General features: G+C 53.7%; 11 protein-coding genes. 6 read left to right on the top strand and 5 right to left on the bottom strand.

Features of this window, described 5'->3' with window-relative positions; translation table 11 throughout:
* Positions 1 to 87 precede the first annotated feature (87 nt).
* The gene (locus OHL14_RS00085) at positions 88 to 858 is read right to left on the bottom strand and encodes an alpha/beta hydrolase (RefSeq protein ID WP_263377266.1); all 771 of its coding nucleotides are present in this window, start codon (positions 856 to 858) and stop codon (positions 88 to 90) included.
* A gap of 226 nt (positions 859 to 1,084) precedes the next feature.
* Here OHL14_RS00085 and OHL14_RS00080 point away from each other — a divergent pair, with 226 nt between their 5' ends.
* From OHL14_RS00080 to OHL14_RS00070, 3 genes are all read left to right on the top strand, one after another.
* Positions 1,085 to 4,135, top strand: coding sequence for a sensor histidine kinase (locus OHL14_RS00080; protein ID WP_263377265.1), 3,051 nt, complete (start codon positions 1,085 to 1,087; stop codon positions 4,133 to 4,135).
* 202 nt (positions 4,136 to 4,337) lie between these two features.
* The gene (locus tag OHL14_RS00075) at positions 4,338 to 4,967 is read left to right on the top strand and encodes a response regulator (RefSeq protein ID WP_263377264.1); all 630 of its coding nucleotides are present in this window, start codon (positions 4,338 to 4,340) and stop codon (positions 4,965 to 4,967) included.
* Between the two features lie 266 nt (positions 4,968 to 5,233).
* Positions 5,234 to 8,224: a sensor histidine kinase gene (locus OHL14_RS00070; RefSeq protein WP_263377263.1), complete on the top strand. Its 2,991-nt coding sequence runs from the start codon at positions 5,234 to 5,236 to the stop codon at positions 8,222 to 8,224.
* Here the strand turns inward: OHL14_RS00070 and OHL14_RS00065 are convergent.
* Complete coding sequence (locus OHL14_RS00065) at positions 8,221 to 10,827, bottom strand: ABC transporter permease (RefSeq protein WP_263377262.1); 2,607 nt, start codon at positions 10,825 to 10,827, stop codon at positions 8,221 to 8,223. The two genes, OHL14_RS00070 and OHL14_RS00065, sit on opposite strands and share 4 nt — an antisense overlap.
* Before the next feature lie 3 nt (positions 10,828 to 10,830).
* Positions 10,831 to 11,166, bottom strand: a complete 336-nt coding sequence (locus OHL14_RS00060) for a PadR family transcriptional regulator (protein WP_263377261.1) — start codon at positions 11,164 to 11,166, stop codon at positions 10,831 to 10,833.
* A gap of 164 nt (positions 11,167 to 11,330) precedes the next feature.
* On the opposite strand from OHL14_RS00060, the gene OHL14_RS00055 reads away from it, so the two are divergent.
* Positions 11,331 to 13,613, top strand: coding sequence for a CocE/NonD family hydrolase (locus tag OHL14_RS00055; RefSeq protein ID WP_263377260.1), 2,283 nt, complete (start codon positions 11,331 to 11,333; stop codon positions 13,611 to 13,613).
* A gap of 342 nt (positions 13,614 to 13,955) precedes the next feature.
* The gene (locus tag OHL14_RS00050) at positions 13,956 to 14,249 is read left to right on the top strand and encodes a winged helix-turn-helix transcriptional regulator (RefSeq protein WP_263377259.1); all 294 of its coding nucleotides are present in this window, start codon (positions 13,956 to 13,958) and stop codon (positions 14,247 to 14,249) included.
* A gap of 875 nt (positions 14,250 to 15,124) precedes the next feature.
* Here OHL14_RS00050 and OHL14_RS00045 read toward each other — a convergent pair.
* Positions 15,125 to 15,688 (bottom strand): winged helix-turn-helix domain-containing protein, encoded by a 564-nt coding sequence (locus OHL14_RS00045; protein WP_263377272.1) that lies wholly within the window; start codon positions 15,686 to 15,688, stop codon positions 15,125 to 15,127.
* Between the two features lie 66 nt (positions 15,689 to 15,754).
* Here OHL14_RS00045 and OHL14_RS00040 point away from each other — a divergent pair, with 66 nt between their 5' ends.
* The gene (locus tag OHL14_RS00040) at positions 15,755 to 17,176 is read left to right on the top strand and encodes a serine hydrolase domain-containing protein (protein ID WP_263377258.1); all 1,422 of its coding nucleotides are present in this window, start codon (positions 15,755 to 15,757) and stop codon (positions 17,174 to 17,176) included.
* A 238-nt stretch (positions 17,177 to 17,414) separates the two neighbouring features.
* Here the strand turns inward: OHL14_RS00040 and OHL14_RS00035 are convergent, their stop codons facing one another.
* The gene (locus OHL14_RS00035; RefSeq protein WP_263377257.1) at positions 17,415 to 17,822 is read right to left on the bottom strand and encodes a dienelactone hydrolase family protein; all 408 of its coding nucleotides are present in this window, start codon (positions 17,820 to 17,822) and stop codon (positions 17,415 to 17,417) included.
* Positions 17,823 to 18,476 lie beyond the last annotated feature (654 nt).

Raw genomic sequence — 18,476 nt, 5'->3', positions numbered from 1 at the left:
ATGGTTGAAGCGAGATGTTTGCCCGATGCCAGCAGCCGGGGAGGCGACTGCTGGCATTGGGCACTGTGACAGAAAACGCCATTGTGTCTACTTTTGCAGTGTCGTCGCCTTCTCAATCACGGCTGCGACTTCTTTGGGGTGGGAGAGCATGACTACGTGGCTGGCCTGAAGAACGGTCGTCGACGCATTCATCTGCTTCGCCATGCTCTTCTCCTGCTCGGGCGAGATCATCCGGTCGTTGCTGGAGACGACGTACCAGGTAGGCTTATCATTCCATGCGGCCTTGCTCACCTTCGCGGCGAAGATCGCTCCAGCAGTCATCGGCTGCACTGCGACCAGAACATCCTTTTCGGTTTCGGTGAGGTCCTGTGCGAAGTTTTCCTTTACACCCTGCGGGGTGAGGAGAAGGAAACCATCTGCCTGCGGTGCCAACGTATCCATCCCAGGAGGCTTGGGAAAGGACTTGCTGATCTCGACAATGTTTTGGCCACTGTCAGGAGCAAAAGCAGCGAGGTAGACAAGACCGGCGACCTTGGGATTATTGCCTGCTTCACTGATAACGACACCACCGTAGGAATGGCCGACCAGGAGAACAGGCCCGTCCTGCGCATCAACAGCACGCTTTGTAGCGGCGACGTCCTCGTCGAACGAAGTGAGGGGGATCTGCACCGAAATGACATGCAGTCCCTTTGCCTGAAGCAGTGGGATCACCTTGGCGTAGCTTGAACCATCTGCGAAGGCTCCGTGGACGAGGACAACATTCTTGATTGGGGCGGGTGCTGACTGGGCCATGAGGATACCTCCGGGGTTGAATAACGTGGATGCAGCTACTAGCGCGACGCGACTGAGAAACTTCATACTGTCTCCTTTGAGAAACGAGGTTTGGTGACTTGAAAAAGATGAGCTTTGCGAGGAGAAAGTGAAGCTGGAACAAGTGATCGAATACTGATCTCAGCCTAAAGACCAGGCTCTAAGCTCGAAACCCTCCTTCAGCTACTTACTTCCTACCTCTTAAGAGGGGGATGTCTCAGTAACGAAAAAGTGTCAATCTGACTTAGGTTTGTAAAGACCTGTAGGAGGACCCGTGACGCGAACCGCTGCATCGATTTCGGCCTTCTGGGCGCTCTTGGTGTCCATATGCGCTTGCTCATCATCCGCCCAGCGGCGTCCGTTACTGGAGTTCCAGCACACGGCTTGGACAGAGCAGAACGGTGCGCCGTCACAAATTCTTGCTACGGCGCAAACGACGGATGGATATCTCTGGCTGGGAACCGCTAATGGTCTCTTCCGGTTCGACGGTGTGACCTTCGAGCCCTACCGTCTCCCGCGCGGTCAGCAGTTTTTAAGCACGTCGATTCAGTCGCTCAGGGCCACAGCCGACGGCGGCCTTTGGATTGGATACACCCTAGGGAATACCAGTTTCCTCAAAAACGGGGTCCTTACGACGCAACTATTTCATGGTCATCTTGAGCGTGCAAATGGCACAGTCTGGTCGATCATCGTCCGCCGCGACGGGAGTACCTGGGCTGCAACGCTCAACGGCCCCATCCACCTAGTCTCAGGCGAGTGGCAGGATGCTGACGAAGTTGCAGGTACGGATGCGAAGTCGTCCTACTCTCTCTTCGAGGACAGCCACCGCGTTCTATGGATGGCGACTGACGATTTTGTGTACCGGCTCAAATATGGTGCTGGCAAGTTCGAGAAGACCCCACTCAATGGGGGAGGCAATGTGTTTTTCTCTGAGACCGCCGACGGAACTGTTTGGGTTGCGGATCAGTACGGCGTACATGACGTTGCAGCTCGTTTAGGGCCGAATGGCCATCCTCTTTCGCTGATCCAATTCAAAGATTCTGCGACGGATCTCCGCTCCGATAGTAGCGGTGCACTTTGGGTCGTCGACTCCCAGACCGGAATCACTCGTATCGAACAGCCGGGCGAGGTTTTGATGCTTCCGACTTCAGCGCAGCACGATGCTCTGGAGAACTACTCGATCAAGAACGGACTGACTTCCGAACGAGGAACTACCCTGCTGCAGGACCACGAGGGAAATATCTGGGTCTCGACAGCCGACGGACTGGATCGCTTTAGACAAACGACCCTAACTCCGGCTCCGTTGCCATCTAAGTTTGCCTTTTATGCTGTGGCCGCCGATGCCGCCGATGCCGCCGGTGCCATTCTCGTCGGCACAGAAGAGGACGGACTTCAAAGGTTGGCGGACGGGCAGATCTCAAGGGTTCAAACGGGAAAGGAGGATAGGATAACCTGCGTTTACAGGGCGCATGACGGAAAGCTGTGGCTAGGTGGGTTCGGTGGTTTGGGATACCTCGAAGCGGACCGCTTTACGGCCGTTCCGGTTCCTCCGGATGTCAGATCTCCGGCACGTGACACGCAAGCAATGACGTCTGGACCAGGGGGCGACCTCTGGATGCAAACAGTCACGAACGACGGGATACTCCGACTACACGATGGTCAGTGGAATCGTGTTGCCTACTCTGGGCCCGCAAAGGGAGCGGCGGTCGTGATGACGACCGACAATTCCGGGCGGGTTTGGGCAGGCTATATGACCGGCTTCATCGCGATCTTCGACGGAGCGAAAACGACTACTCTCGGCCGAGAACAAGGACTTACCGTAGGAAGTGTTCTCGCCCTTGATCCCTCCACCGACGGCATGTGGATCGGAGGTGAAAAGGGCCTAGAACTGATGAGAACGAATCGACCTGTGGAACTGAGGTTCGCAGGAGATACAAAGATCCAGGGCATCTCCGGAATTCTCCTTATGGAGGACGGCACCTTGTGGCTGAACTCCCTGCCGGGCATCCTCAGGATAACGTCCGCAGAGGTGAACCAGGCCCTCAAAGATTCATCTCACGCAATGCAGTATCGCCTATTTAATTATCTGGACGGGCTCTCAGGCAAAGCTCCCCAGCTTCGGCCACTGCCCTCGATCATTCGAGGACTAGGAACAACACTTTGGTTCACCACGACCAATGGCGTCGTATCGCTAGACACCGCTCACATCCCCACTAACACCATCGCGCCGCCGGTGGTCATCAAGGACGTTGTGGTCGACGATCAAGCACACGAAACGGCCGTGGCCCTTCCAAAAGGCGCGAAGGATCTACAGATCAACTACACAGCGCTCAGTCTCTCGATTCCTGGGCGCGTTCGCTTCCGCTACAAGCTGGATGGCTACGACAAACTATGGCAGGATGTCGGTGATCGCCGTCAGGCTTTTTACACGCATCTTCCACCAGGTCACTATATCTTCCACGTCATCGCCTGCAACAATGACGGTCTGTGGAATGAGACCGGAGCTTCTGTTTCCATAGATCTGCCTCCCACGTTTTTACAGAGCTGGTACTTCAAAACACTCCTCGCAGTTTTCTTCCTCGGGGTAACATGTCTGATCTATCTGCTTCGGATGAATTATGAGACTGCAAAACTCAAGGAGCGTATCCAGGAAAGGTTGTCGGAGAGGGAGCGTATCGCTCGCGAACTGCATGACACACTATTTCAAAGTGTCGAGGGATCGCTTCTCCAACTAAACGCGGTTACCTCCCGATTACCCGTGGAACAGCAAGTCAAAGAGCAGCTTCAACAAGCATACGGAGAAGTGGATCGAGTTATGGGCCAAGCACGGAGTCTGGTGTTCGATCTCCGCCAACCCGTCGATTCTCAAGACCTCGCATCCACAACCACACTCTTTGCTGAAGAAGTCGGAGGCCTCTCAGAGGCTAAGGTCGAAGTGCGGGTCCGAGGGACACATAGGCTTCTAAAGCCGCAAGTTCACGATGAAGTCTTGAAGATTGTGAAAGAGTGCATCTGGAACGCCTTTCGTCACGCGCACGCGCAACACATTACAGTTGTCATTAACTACACACCTCGCTTTTTTGAAATCTCTGTCAAGGACGATGGTGTCGGAATAGAACCGTCGGTTCTGGAACACGGAGGGCGAGAAGGACACTGGGGTTTACCGGGCATTCGGGAAAGAGCCGGCGCGCTCAAAGCGCAACTCGTCCTTCAGAATGCTCTTGCGGGCGGGGTAGAAGTGGTTCTCAGAATGCGAGCTCGAGAGGCTTATCAATCGACAAGATGGTCGTCTTCATCCTTTTGGTTGAATCTTACGCACGGCTAGATGCCCATTGGCTGACGTTTTAGTGAGCAGCCGAAGTCTCGAAGATTCATTTTGCATGATCTTTTTCGCTATGGGAAAATTGAGAAGCAGCAGTCGCCGAGACTGTTTTCTGACAGCCGACCCCTTCAGCTTCTTCCTGACAGCTACGGAAAACTTCCCAATTCTTCCGTAGGTCGGACACCAGACCAGATGGAGAGATCGTATGAGCGGCCAAATCCGAATTCTTGTCGCAGACGACCATCCCCTCATGCGGTCGGGAATTGCTGCTGAGATCAACGCCGAGCCGGATATGTCGGTTGTCGCGTCGGCCGGTGACGGCGAAGAAGCTCTCACATTATTCCGAGCCCAACGACCTGACGTATCGCTGATCGACCTCCGTATGCCGAAGATGAACGGCTTGGATCTTCTTTCTGCTATACGGGCAGACTTCCCCGGCGCTCGCGTCATCATTCTCACCACTTCATCAGGTGACGTTCACGCCATACGAGCGTTCCGTTTAGGCGCTGCTGGGTACCTGCTGAAGCATATGCTTCGAGGCGACCTCGTTACCACGATCCGAGATATCCACGCTGGAAAGCGACGTATTCCCGACGAAGTAGCTCAATTACTTGCACAGCATGCAGTGGATGAGCATATGACGCCTCGAGAGATCGATGTACTGAACAAAGTTGCACTTGGCAGATCAAACAAGATCATAGGTTCCGAGCTTTCGATCTCCGAACACACCGTCAAAGCGCACTTGAAGACGATTCTCGCAAAGTTGGGGGCGAGTGACCGAACTCACGCAGTCACTATTGCTATGCGGCGAGGTTTTCTGGATACGCAACAGTAGTGTGCTTCGAGCTCTCAAGCGCAAACTCAAAATTGCGTTCGTCTTGACGCAAAATTGTCGATGCGCGTCTCCAGCGCACTAGGTCTGGAAACGTGTATTGGCCTGTTCTCTTCAGTTGAGGCAGCTTGGCCGTATATTGCGGCAGCGCCCCAGCATTGACGGTTCCTGACCTACCCGCGATGAATATCGTATAAAAGGCGGAGAGGGACGCTCTGTTGACTCCTAATGCACACAGCCCAGCGGTTTCCGCGCTCTGCGCGACTTGCTTGGCATTGGCTGTTGCCTTCCTGACATTCGTGGTGCCTACCCTAATCGTGCGTGCGTCCGAGTCTTCTCATACCTCATCGGACTACGTCCGCACAACATTCAAAATTGAAGACGGTCTGCCGGACAACACCGTCAACACAATCAACCAAACGCGCAACGGCCTGTTATGGGTAGGAACTGCCTCGGGACTGGCCTCCTTCGACGGCCACACGTTCAGGAACGTCGAACTGCGCATCCCGGGTAGCTCACCATCTTCCGCAGTCAACGCGCTCATGGGGGACTCCAATGGTGACCTTTGGGTTGGAAGTGATGCGGGAGTCGTCCGCATTCCCGCATCTGACCTTAATGATCCGTTCCTCTCAGCAATGACGGCCTACCGTCTCGGTCGAGCTCAGAGTGACGAAGTGCAAGTTCTGCTGAAGGTCGCCGATGGAGACATCCTGGCAGGAACGAGTCATGGACTCTATCGCTTCGATGGCTCGCGTTTCGTGTCGCTGGTTTCGTCTATCTATGTGAGCCGAATCAAGCAACTTCGTGATGGACGAATCATGCTCGTTACAGGAGCGGGACTAGCTGAGTACGACGCGGTGCGCGGAGCAAAACTTCTGAGTGTCGGCGCTCAGCTAGGAGTCAGGGACAGCGACATCTACGACATCTATGAAGACTCAAGTGGCAAGATCTGGTACTGCACGCAGCACGGCATTCGGACGATCGGGCCAAATGGATTCATACACCTTGAGCCAACACAGCCAGCAACCGCAAGAACCTTCAGAGCAACACCGGATTCCAAGGGTGTGCAATGGGTTGCAACGGGCATTGGTCTTTACTCGATTGTGGATGGGCAATTGATCGGGCCTTCTGTCGATACTTCGCTGAGGGCCTTCTACGTGGGCAAAGAGGGTGACCTATGGATTGGAATCAATGGTGGCGGCCTTACTCATCTACAACCCCGTACAGTTCACATGTTCACTAAGTCGGATGGTTTGGCGAACGATCTAGTAATGACCGTGCTCCCTGCAAAAGATGGCCGACTCTGGGTAGGCAATAATTGTGGGCTCGAGGTGTTCGACGGAAGTGTTTTCAAGACGTTCAACGAGAAGGACGGTCTCCTTAACGCATGTGTCTGGGCTCTCGCGGAAGACCATAGCGCAGATATATGGGTGGGAACCTATGGCGGTGGAATGTTTCGATTTCATGCCGGAGTCTTCCAGCAATTTTCGATGGAACAGGGACTTGCCAGCAGAATCGTCAACAGGATTGTGACTGCTAGCGACGGCTCGTTATGGATCGCAACGCCGGATGGTCTAAGCCACTTCATCGAAGGCAGCATAAACAACTACACTATCGCCGACGGTCTATCCAGCAATCAGGTTCTCGATGTGCACCAGGCTCATGATGGAACCCTCTGGGTAGCAACTCAGGCTGGTGTTGATCGGCTGGTCGGCAATCGGTTCATTTCGGTCCCTTCTCTGCAAACCGCTTCAGCGGTGTTGGCGAACAGATTTGCAGAAGATTCCAATGGAAATCTATATACAACGGACGCCCCGACGGGCATCAGCAGGGTCATAGGCAATCGCCTCGTCTATCAACCCACCCCGGTAGCTCTGATGAATATGGTGGAAGCATCCGACCATAGCCTTTGGTTTAGCGGCCACAGCGGGATCATTCGTTTTGCAGGAGGAGCGCTCACTCTACAAGATAATCCCGGCCTCCCACTCGACTATCAGCAGTTCGGCATAGCTGACGGGCTTAATTCATCGCAGGCCAGTGTTGGTGGCCCCAATCTGGCTATCACGGGTGATGGCAAAGTTTGGGTCGCAACTGTTGGGGGTCTGGCCATGATCGACTCGAACAGAATTTCTACCGTCGCGATCAAGCCAAGCATCTTCATCTCTGATGCTATGGTCGATGGTTCGCGGAACCGAGTGGGGGATCACCTCATGCTCTCACCTGGTAATCATCATGTGGAGTTGACTCTCGCAGTGGTCGACTTGGCAACACCGGAGAAGGTCCGCCTCCAGTATCGGCTCGATGGAGTAGATGACGCTTGGCTTGAAGGCAATGCCACGAGAACGGTCACATACACAAATGTTCCGGTGGGCTCTCATCGTTTGTACGTCCGAGCAACGGATAGTACGGGACACTGGAGCCGCGAAGCCGTTGTTTACCAGATCGCTCAACAACCCCACTTTTACCAAAGTAAGCTTTTTCAGTTCGCTGCGTCCGTGGTTTTCATTTTACTCATCACTCTTGCTTACCTTGTGAGGGTGAATCATCTCCTCTCTCAGACACATAGGATCCTGGAAGCTCGGCAGATCGAACGCGAAACCATCGCAAGAGATCTGCACGATACCTTGTTTCAAGGAGTAGAGGGAGGTTTGCTGCTCATCAACTCCGTCACCTCTCGCCTTCCGATGGAAGTAGAAGCGAAGGACACCTTGCGGGAGGCATTTCAGAGGATGAATCATGTGATGGCTTCAGCCCGTGGCGCCATCTTTGGAACCACTCGTCCCGTGGAAGCAAGTTCCTTCGAAGACGCGATCACCCTTCATGGAAAACAGACTGGGCTGCTTTCTACCAGCACCTTCAGCATGAAGGTCTCGGGAAGAAAGCGCGATGTCCGCACTGTAGTGCAGGAAGAACTTCTGAAGATCGTCAAAGAAGCTCTCAACAACGCATTTCGTCACGCCGATGCGAACGCGATCGAGGTGAGAATTGCATACACTCGCCACGCCCTTGAAGTTTGGATTTGCGACGATGGTGTCGGGATCGATCCTTCCATTCTTTCCGAAGGAGGAAAGCCTAATCACTGGGGAATACCCAGCATGCAACAGCGCGCTGCCAAAATCGGGGCGCATCTACATATAGCCAGGCACGAACCACAGGGAACCGCCGTACTCATCAAACTGTCTGGGCCCCGTGCCTTTATTCCTTCTGCGCCCCCGTTCTCTCCTAGAGGGCTTGCTCGGCGGTACTCGAAGAAAACCTAAATGACGGAGGAACCGCGCATAGACACCCAAGGTGCGTGAGTGAAACCAAGCTTCGACCGTTTTTCCTGCTCTGTGAGCGCCCTAGCTTTTTGAGCAACAGCCGGGTGATCTTCGCGGCGCGGCCCTTGGTCATTCCATTCAACTTCAGGAGCACGTTGTACATCAGCGGCATGTTGCTGAGCAGAAACCGAGGTAGCAAGCAGCAAACCGCAGGGAATCAGTATGAGTCGCTGTAGAGTGGCTCTGCTGGAGAGGACATCGTAAATACCAAAAGCCAAGAGCACTACGCCCATCGCGCCAAATGATCCAAACAATATGAGAACAAACCGTTGTTCATCCTTCGATGCTGCTACAAGGCGGTCCATGGTATCGACCCGGTTGATTGTGAGATGTGGATCGGTGCTCCAAATGGCCGTTCGGATAGCTGACACAAATGATCTCGTGTCGCTAACAGTGCGGATCACTAGCCATGGACTCTTATCCGTCCAGACCCACTGAGACGCTGGAACATAAAACGCATCTTCTTCGGTTTCGGATAATGACTCCTGCTTAACATCACTCACCACACCTACGATTGTTGTCCAAGGTCTGTCCGCGTGTCCCACATCAAAGCCTACGCGGACATGCTGGCCGATAGGGTCCCGACCTGCAAACACACGCGTAGCAAACGATTCATTGATAATCACTACCTTTTGAGCGTCCGCTGAAAGATCGCGCCCGCTAAACAATCTTCCTTGTCTAAGCGAGATGCCCATCGTTTCGATGTAGCCCGGCATCACTGTATAACGGAACGCAGCATCTCCTACGACATTTGCCTCCTTTTCAAACTGGATTCCATAAACTTCACGTTTGCCACTTAGTGGTAGCTGGCTGGTCAACCCGGCAGAGACTACGCCTGGCACTTGGCGTATAGCGGCTAACGTGTGTGCGAGCAACTCGCAGTTAGCGCGAGCATTGTTCCGGGTCTGCATAGAGTCCTGTACTTGCATCGTCAGAAGGTTGGGCGTTTGAAAACCTGGATTCACCCGGGATAGAACTTGCCTGCTACGCAAAAGCAATCCAGTTCCCACTAAGAGTGTGAAGGTGAGTGCAACCTGCACCGCGATAAAGGGGCCATGGTTCAACCGGATGGCTCGAATTGGCTCTGCCACCTTAGGATGTTTTTTGCCGTCCCTATGGTGGCGATAAATTGCAAAACCAGGGACGATGCCCAGAAGAATCCCAAGCAGTCCGGTAATTCCTATGAGGAAGAGAAACGTCTCGTGATTCAAGCTAATTCCGTTCGCCCGCGGCAAGCCAGACGGAATTATCATAGCCAGCCCCTGGATTCCACCCTGCGCCATGGCGACACCTAGAAATCCTCCAAAAGCAGCTAATATGAAACTCTCAAGGAATACCTGCCTTACCGCTCGATAAGGATCTGCGTTGGGTGCAGTACGCATGGAGAGTCCGTTTCGCCTTTGTATGCCGTGCATCAGCAATGAATTCGTCACATTCACACAAGCAAGCAGAATCAAAAGCAAAGCTGCACTGCAGATTGCGAGCAAGGCAGGCCGCACCCGAAGCGAGATGTCTTTCTGTAGCGAATCGACGGTAATCCCAGACGAAGCACCCCCCGAACTGGCGTACCCCTCGGCGTACTGTTGTCGCAACTCATGGAAGATCTGATTCAAGTCATGAGTCGCTTGCAACTTGCTGACGCCAGCATAAAGCCGACCAACAACACGTAGGTGATGGCCCCATTCTTTGCCATCGGAAGGAAGAGCCGGATCGTAGCGGAGGGGAGTCCATATGCCCGCCGAAGGGGCCAGCACATTTTCAAAGGAGTGCGGCATCACGCCAATCACGGTATAAGGAACGCCATCAAGCATCAGTAGCTTGCCGATGATTGCTTGGCTCGCTGCAAGGTGGGTCCGCCACATCTGTTCACTGAGGATGACCACCTTGGGTGCATTCGGCTCATCATCTGCGGGGACAAACTGTCTACCCAAGAGCGGGAACGCCGCTAGGACATGGAAATAGCTTGCGCTGACTTGTTGTCCTTCAAGGCGTTCCATGAGCCCAGTTTGAAGCAGCACTGGCTGCCAAGGTTTCAACGCCGCCATAGACTCGAAAGTGCGGTTTTGATGCCGTAGCCCTTGGAAGGTCCCATAGGCTGCAGCGATTGGATGTTGATTTGAGTAATCCTCCCAGATCATCATGATCTGGCGTCCGTCGGAGTAGGGCAATGGTTTGAGGAGGATTGCATAAACAGCGCTAAAGATAGCGGTGCAGCCCCCGATACTAAATGCCAAGATAACCACACTCATGAAGGCGAAGGCCGGAGTAAGGCGCAGTTGTCGTATTGCAAAGCGCAGATCGGCGAGCAAGGGGGCAAAGATGTTCTCCCATCCTCTGGATCGCACATGCTGGCGAACGAGAGTCGCGTCACCCAGTTCCAGGCGAGCCCTTCTGCGTGCATCCTCCAACGAAACTCCGGTGTCCACCAACGCGGCAGTAGTTTGCTCCAGGTAATCGCGGATCTCGTCGGCAACCTCTTGGTCGACGGACTTCGGATGAATGAGAGAGCGCAAACCGCCCGTCAACTGTCGCCAAAGGGACATGAATTACCCTTCAGCCTTCAAAAGACGTGCGATTGCCGAAGCCCTACGGCTCCAGTCGGCAGTGGTGCTTTCTAGCTGATCTTCACCCGCTTGCGTGAGGATGTAGAACTTGGCCTTACGTGAACTCTCCGTTGTGCGCCATTCGGCATTCAGCGATCCGCTGCGCTCCAGCCGATGCAGCGCAGTTAAGAGCGATCCGGGATTCACTTTAAAGACCCCCCGAGAAATTTGCTCGACTCGTCTCGCGATCCCAAAACCATGCATTGGCTCCAAGCTCACGGTCTTAAGGATGAGCATGTCGAGCGTTCCCTGAATGACATCGGTATTCGGTTGTTCCATTCCTCTCTCCTCTTGAATTCAACGTTCGTTGTCCCTTTTACCTCTTGCTTGTCAAGATGTGACGGTCATGGGTAGTATAGCGCATGGCTGTCCGAAACTGGCCCGTCACTCCAGCGTCAGCCTGCAAGCGGCGACTGACTTTTGAAAAGGCTATCCACTCCATTATGCGACTCTTTCATCTCGCCCTCTCCCTCTCCGTTACTACCTTGTCGCTGTCCGCTCAGTCCTTCAGATTGCCGCCACTCAAATCGACGGAAACGGCAGTGGTCGATGCCGCTATGCCAGCCCTTGCCAAACAGGTTTTGAGCAAGTACCACAATGACAATCCCTACAGCTATTGCAGCGACGCTTTCAGATTGCAGCTTGTCGCTGGGCAATACGCCGAGGCGGAGAAGACGCTGGAAAAACTGCAAGGACTGAACAAAACAATTGATTCGGGACACTCTAGGGAGAACGTCTGGGACTTAGTGTTTTTTGAAATCTATGCAAAGGCAAAGCATGCACAGCAGGAGCGACAGAACTCCTTTGCCGACGACTTCCGGCAATCATTCCGCGATGTCTTTCGCTCACTCGACAGCATCAATGCTGCCCTCGCGATCAATACCTACGGATCAACGCTCGATCCGTATGGGCCTCAAATTTCTGATTCGCTAACACAGTTTCATCAGGTACTTGACGCCCAGCAAGGGAAGACATCGCTTAGCCTAGACGATGCCAAACATCTCATTCGTCTGTATCTCCAATCGATATCACTCAGCGCCACTCAGCCGTTGAGTGGTGCGATGGTTGAAGAAGATGACCACCGTCGATATCAAATTCAAGACACCTTGGTCGATACCCCCGACCACGCTTCCATCGAAACCCTAGTTGTGCGCCCCGCTGGGGACCAGCCAAAGTTGCCAACGCTTATGGGCTTCACCATCTATGCAAATCCAATTTGGTCCATGCAGGATGCGAGACTCACCGCAGCGCACGGCTATGCTGCAGTCGTTGCCTACACACGAGGCAAGGGCAGCAGCCCGGATAAAGTCGATCCGCTCGAGCATGATGGAGCCGATGCAGATGCGGTCATCGAGTGGATCAGTAAGCAGAGCTGGAGCGACGGCCGCGTTGGCATGTACGGCGGAAGTTACAACGGTTTTACGCAATGGGCCGCAGCCAAGCATCTTCCCGCAGCACTCAAAGCAATCATGCCTTCTGTAACAATGGCCCCCGGCATCGATTGGCCGATGGAAGGCAACATCTTTGAAAACTTTACATATTCATGGCTTCCCTATGTTGCTCGCACGAAGCAGCTAGACCAGTCCTACTATGATGACCGGCAACATTGGGCAAATCTCAATCATCGGTGGTATACGCAAGGAAGCTCATATCGAAATCTTGACACGGTGGACGGCACCCCGAATCCGATCTTTGGCCGCTGGCTCGACCACCCAAGCTATGACGCGTATTGGCAAGCAAAGATTCCTTACAAACAAGACTTTGCGTCCATCAATATCCCGGTGTTGACTACGACTGGATATTACGACGGTGGACAGATTGGTGCGCTCTATTATTTTAGCCAACATTATCTTTACAATCCCCGCGCGGATCACTACCTGGTGATCGGTCCATACAACCATATCGGGGCACAGCGCACTTCATGGAATGTCCTAAGAGGCTACGCTATCGATCCAGTCGCCCGCATCAGCGTTGGTCGCGACTTACGCTACCAGTGGTTCGATTACGTGTTTCGCGGAGCGCCAAAACCCGAGTTGCTGAAGGATCGAGTCAACTACGAGGTCATGGGTGCCAATGTCTGGAAGCATGCACCGTCTTTGGATGCAATGAGCAACACCAAACTCCGCCTCTATATGAGCGCCGCGTGCTCCGGCAAAGACCATGTCCTAAGCAAAACGATATCAAATCCCAACTCTTTCGCCCTTGAGAGCGTCGACTTCAAAGACCGCAGCGATGTGGATGCCAATCCTCCAAATGCAATCATCGACAAGGGCCTCGACCGCCGCAATGCCCTGGTATTTGTGGGCGATCCATTGAGTAAGGCAACTGAAGTCAGTGGTCTCTTTACTGGCAATCTCGACTACGTCACCAATAAGAAAGACTTTGACCTGAGTGTAGCTATTTATGAGCAGATGGCTGATGGGCGCTACTTCCAATTGTCTTGGTATATCGCCCGAGCAAGCTATGTAGCCAATCGCATCCAACGCGAACTGCTCTCGCCGGGGAGAAGGCAACACTTGGAATTCCGGAACGGTCGTCTCACAAGCCGCTTGTTGCAACCGGGTAGCCGGATCGTCTTAGTTCTGAGTGTGATTAAACAGCCAGAAATGCAGATCAACTATGGAACAGGCAAAGACGTAAGCGACGAGACCATCATTGACGCGAAAACGCCACTCCACATCAGGTGGTTTGGAGACAGCTTCATTACCCTCCCCATAGAACGGTAGGTCCGGTTTGTCCACGAATAGCAAGACGAGCGGCAGGTGAAGGTGCAGTAGGGGAGAATGTTTTGGGAGGCAAGCGCGGAATTGGTTTCCTTATCTTCGGCGGCCTGACATCACTTGATCTCACTGCCCTTGTGAATGTCTTCCAAGCCTCTTTGGAGTCAAGCGGGAAGGCGTTTTGTCAACTCTTCACCGTTGGCATGACCGAACAGACGGTGCTCATCGTCCTTCTATCGGCCTGATTATTGTCCCAATGAGAGCAACCACCAAAGAGTTCATCAGTTCCTGGAGCATAGGTTCGTTGCGCCCAGTTGACCATCGATGTCCTGTTCCACGACAAATGGCATGTCCATGTACTCAGCGCCATGCGTCAAGGTCTGGTTCGCATTTGAGCAACTGGGACGACTGATCCCAGGGGCATCCAAAGAGGTGCTGGCACAAAGCCTACGAAAGCTGGAAGCTGACGGGATTGTCGTGCGAAGAGACTTGAGCGAGCGCGTGCTGCATGTGGAGTACGAACTGGCCCCGGAGAAACAGGAGGGCGTTGTCGTGCTTCTGGATGGTCTATCTGAGTGGGGTGCATCTTTTCTCCAGATGAAAGGCCATAAAGGACGTTCTCAAGACGCAAACGATAGCTGATTCGCCCTTGTGACTGCTGTCTAGGTCACGCGATTCACCCTGAGCTGACGAACGCCGGTGGCGCTCCAATCTACGAGCGTTCAGGTCCGAACTACTTCTCTGAAGGTTTCGCAATCTTCAACGAACTGCTTCTGCTCGATCACGCTACCGAGGTGGCAAAGACCCCGCTTGAGAAGGAATATGCCCTGGAACGATTGCTCTGGAGCTCTTCGTCTCTGCCGAAGAGACGGCATTCGAACGTAGCCTCTACACGGAAAGCGTAGGAAGGCCTATGCTTGACCGAGCAAAGATAGACTCGCTCTATCAACAATCTATCGCCCCTTACGAGTATTGGACCGTCTCAGATCTAGGCCAATCACGCGGTTGGATGCGCAAGGAACTTGTCTTCGAGGATCCTCTCTACCTCGTAAACTACCTTTACGCCTCAGTGATCGCCGTTGCGTTCTAAGACAAGAGCCATACCGATCCCGAGTTCGCCATCAAATACAAAGCCTTGCTCCATCGGGGCTTTGACTCGAAGTCAGAAATCTACTTGCTTCACTGGGGATTCGGCTTGATGATCCTGATTTGGTCCAACCAGCCGCTCGTCTCTTGTCGACAAAGAGCGACGAGTTGCAAAGCCTGTATGTCCGAGAATTCAAGCGATCAGCCCTGTTCGGGTCTCGACTATTGTCATGTTGGACTCACAGTGTCAAAACTCGGTAATTGCCTTGGTAGGAACGATGCATCTCGATTGCTGCCAAATCGCCAAAGCGCTCTTCGAGACGGGGTGGTGATGTAGACGCGCATGGGCATGTTAGCGTCGGCTGAAGATATAGGGTCGGATTGCTGCCGCGAAGCCTACTTGTCGGTACTGTTGTCGTTATGGTGGATTTTTATCCGCCATCCTGCTTCTTACCGGTTGGCGACAGCAAAACGCTTAGTTGAATTTCCTCGCCTTCATCGCACGAGTGGCATGCAAGTTCTTCAAGCTCCTGCAGTAGCTGATTCAAACGAGCAAGCTTCTGCTTGTCGGCGCGCAACACATAAAACCGGATCGCGGCATTGCGAGATGCCCCGTCGAATCGTGCATCCCCATGTTGAACAGCGCTGGAGAAAGCTCGTGCGGCAGCATCTGCGACCCTCCCGCCGGAGCGGGAGTAAATCTTGCGGCCCTTCTTGGTTTTGACCGCCTTGGCTGACGAAAGATACGGGGCCACCATGGCGTAGATCGCTTCGGGCCGTCTCGTGCCTTTTCTCTCGCCGACGATTCGGAGCAGTCCAATCTCCTCCAGCTCCCTTATGTGGTGATACAGTGCTGTTGCGGCCTTCCCCATGCGATGTGCCAGATCGCGCACCGTCGCTTCTTTATCGACTTCGAGACGCTGGATGATGGCAAGCCGCATGGGCGAGTTGAGACTTTCGAGTTGAGCTTCGGTGAGGAAGTGTTTTGTCTGCATCATGGCCAGCTTGATTAATTCAAAATATATCACTATTCTGAATTATCTAGAGAGGTAGTCACTCCAATGAAGTCCAATGTATCCGCTGCTGTTCTGCTTTTGTTATCCATTGGGGGACGTCACGAAGCGTTTGCCCAGCACCCCTCTGCTGCCGATGTCGAGCGCATCGACCACGATATCCGGGGGGCCATGAGTCGCTTTCATGTACCAGGCACCGCCGTCATGGCGCTCCAGAATGGACGTGTTGTATTCGTCAAGGCATACGGGGATCGAGATATTCGACAAGGGCTACCCGTAAAGACGGACACGCTCTTTGAGATCGGTTCGATCACGAAGCAGTTCACCGCCGCCTGCATCCTGCAGTTGAGAGACCAGGGCAAGCTCAGTGTCGATGACACTCTTTCGGTCTATCTGCCGGACGCTCCCCATGCGAAAGAAGTAACGCTTCGCAATCTGCTGACCCACACCAGCGGGCTGCATGACTACCTCGAGGGCCCCGATGCCGAGATGGACAAGCTTATCGCTCAGCCAATCAGCTATCAAAACCTTCTAGCCCGTGTCGCATCTCTGCCGCTGGATTTTCCTCCAGGAAGCCAATGGTCCTATTCGAACACTGGCTACATGCTGCTGGGGCGCGTGATCGAAGCGGTCTCAGGCGAACCGTACAAGGACTATCTGCAGCACCACATCCTTAACCCGTTGCATATGAACCACACCTTCACTACGGCAGACGAAGACCGTCTCGCCAACATGGCCATTGGTTATCGCTATCGGGAGGGAAAGCTCGAACTGGCGCCCCCACTTGATTCCACATGGGGGCAGTCCGCTGGATTTCTGATCTCGGACCTCGCCGATCTGAGCCGCTGGGACCGCTCGTTGCGCGACGGAACCATCGTGTCTCCTGCCAGCTATCGCGAGATGTCCACTGCCTTCATGACGACAAAGAACGGAAGCGCGGATTACGGCTTCGGCCTTTTCGTCGCCTCGATGTATGGACAGCCGCGGATCGGGCATACTGGCGGATCTCAGGGGTTCACCACTGCCGATGAGTACTACCCCGAACAAAGGCTGAGGCTGATCGCTTTTACGAACTCAGGAGATAAGTCTCCGGAGGCCGGAGAGACGATCACCAACATTCTCTTCGCGGATCTCAACCCCACTCTCGCGGCAAATGCATTGAAATCGGCACCCGGAGAAGACGAAAAGAAGACCCAAACTGTGCGTGCCGCTTTTCGTGAGTTGCAGGGCGGGGCAAGCTACGCGCACTTCAGTTCCCATCTGCGCGAGAGGTTTACAACCACTGGATCCAAGTTCGCCGCTGAGCTTTCACCCTATGGCCAAGCTACCGCGGCGGTTTACAAAGGGGTACGCCAGGTCAACGGAGAATCCTGGTACGACTACGTGATGCAGTTCGGTCCGGGCGTATCTATCCCGTTCTCGGTAAGGACCGACAAAGAAGAAATCGTCGCCGGGTTTTCCTTGGGATGAGCCAAAGGATGTGCCTTCCGCCCATAGTGCTCTTGGATTGGAGATAAATCGCCAATGCGATCTTCAATGCTGTTGGGCGCTGGAAACGCGTATTGGCCTGGATACGGCAATCCAGCCCTATGTCCGGAAAGGAGATTTTAAGGCCAAGTAGCAAAAGTGCGTTTTTGGGGACTTATTTGTCCTTCTGATCGCGTAGTCTTCGGCAAGACGGCCTTCGGCAGAGAGCACACACGATTGTTCAATGCGTGTACCCAACTACTGCAACCTCCGAGAGGTCTGCCTCGGGTAAAGATTTCGCGTAGTCCATCAGAAACGAGATGTCGCGTGCTTGCTCGTTCGTCCCGGCCACATCATGAGTGGACTCTGGCCCTACGCCCATCGCGGGGACGGCCAAGACTGTATAGCCGAAACTGGCAATGTACTCACACAGATCTGCATTTTCCCACGGCACCTGCGAAAAGCTCGGTGCGTAGATGATCACCGGGAAATGTCCGGAGGCGCCTTCGAGTTCTCGCACTGCGTTGAGTGGAGTACCGTAGGACGGAGCCATCGCGGCAAGGTGTTCGGCTTCTTGCCCAGTTGCTTTTTGAGGATGTCCGAAGCTGATTTCGGTAGGCTCCAGCGCTACATAGTCGCCAAACGTCATCGCCTCCCGATCCCTTCTAAGGGTCGAGTACCAGATGAGTGTTTGTAGAGGACGAAATCCCGATGGACTGCGTCAACGCGTTCGCAGCGGAAAACAAACGCGATTGATCTTATTGCTCCACGACGCGCAACCCCGCAGCGTAGGGACCACCCGGGGTTTCGTGCAGACGAAACAGTGGTGAGTCACCTGTGGGAGTCCTTTGTGCATCTCTGGAAGCAGCAGGAGGACTGGGTGATTGAATACCCAGAGCAAATGCGCTACGAACATATCCCGAGAGGCCAAACGCAAATCCGAGCATCACAACGCAGTTCCATTGCTGAGTGGCGAACTTCTTCAAACTTCCTCCCGTTTCAACAAACTCACTACTTTGCAACAAGATGATTGAACTCTTCCATCCGGATGTAAAATCTACGCCTGCAATAAGTGGGTGTTCTTTATAACTTTCCCGTCCTGAGCGCTGCCAAGGCCAACCCAGGAGCTAGCCTAGTCAATTTTTGCTAGCCTATTTATTTTTGTGTCTCAACCCGCTGGAGTGCCCGGCGTTTTTTGAACCAGTTGCTTTGATAGAAACTGGCAATCAAGGAGCGAACGATGGCACGGCGGAAGAAGCATACGCCTGAGCAGGTAGTGAACCTGCTGCGGCAGATAGAAGTG

The sequence above is a fragment of the Granulicella paludicola genome, from assembly GCF_025685545.1.
GTDB classification, from domain to species: domain Bacteria; phylum Acidobacteriota; class Terriglobia; order Terriglobales; family Acidobacteriaceae; genus Granulicella; species Granulicella paludicola.
Note: the sequence above shows the minus strand (reverse complement) of the source record. Positions and strands in the feature narration are given on the sequence as shown.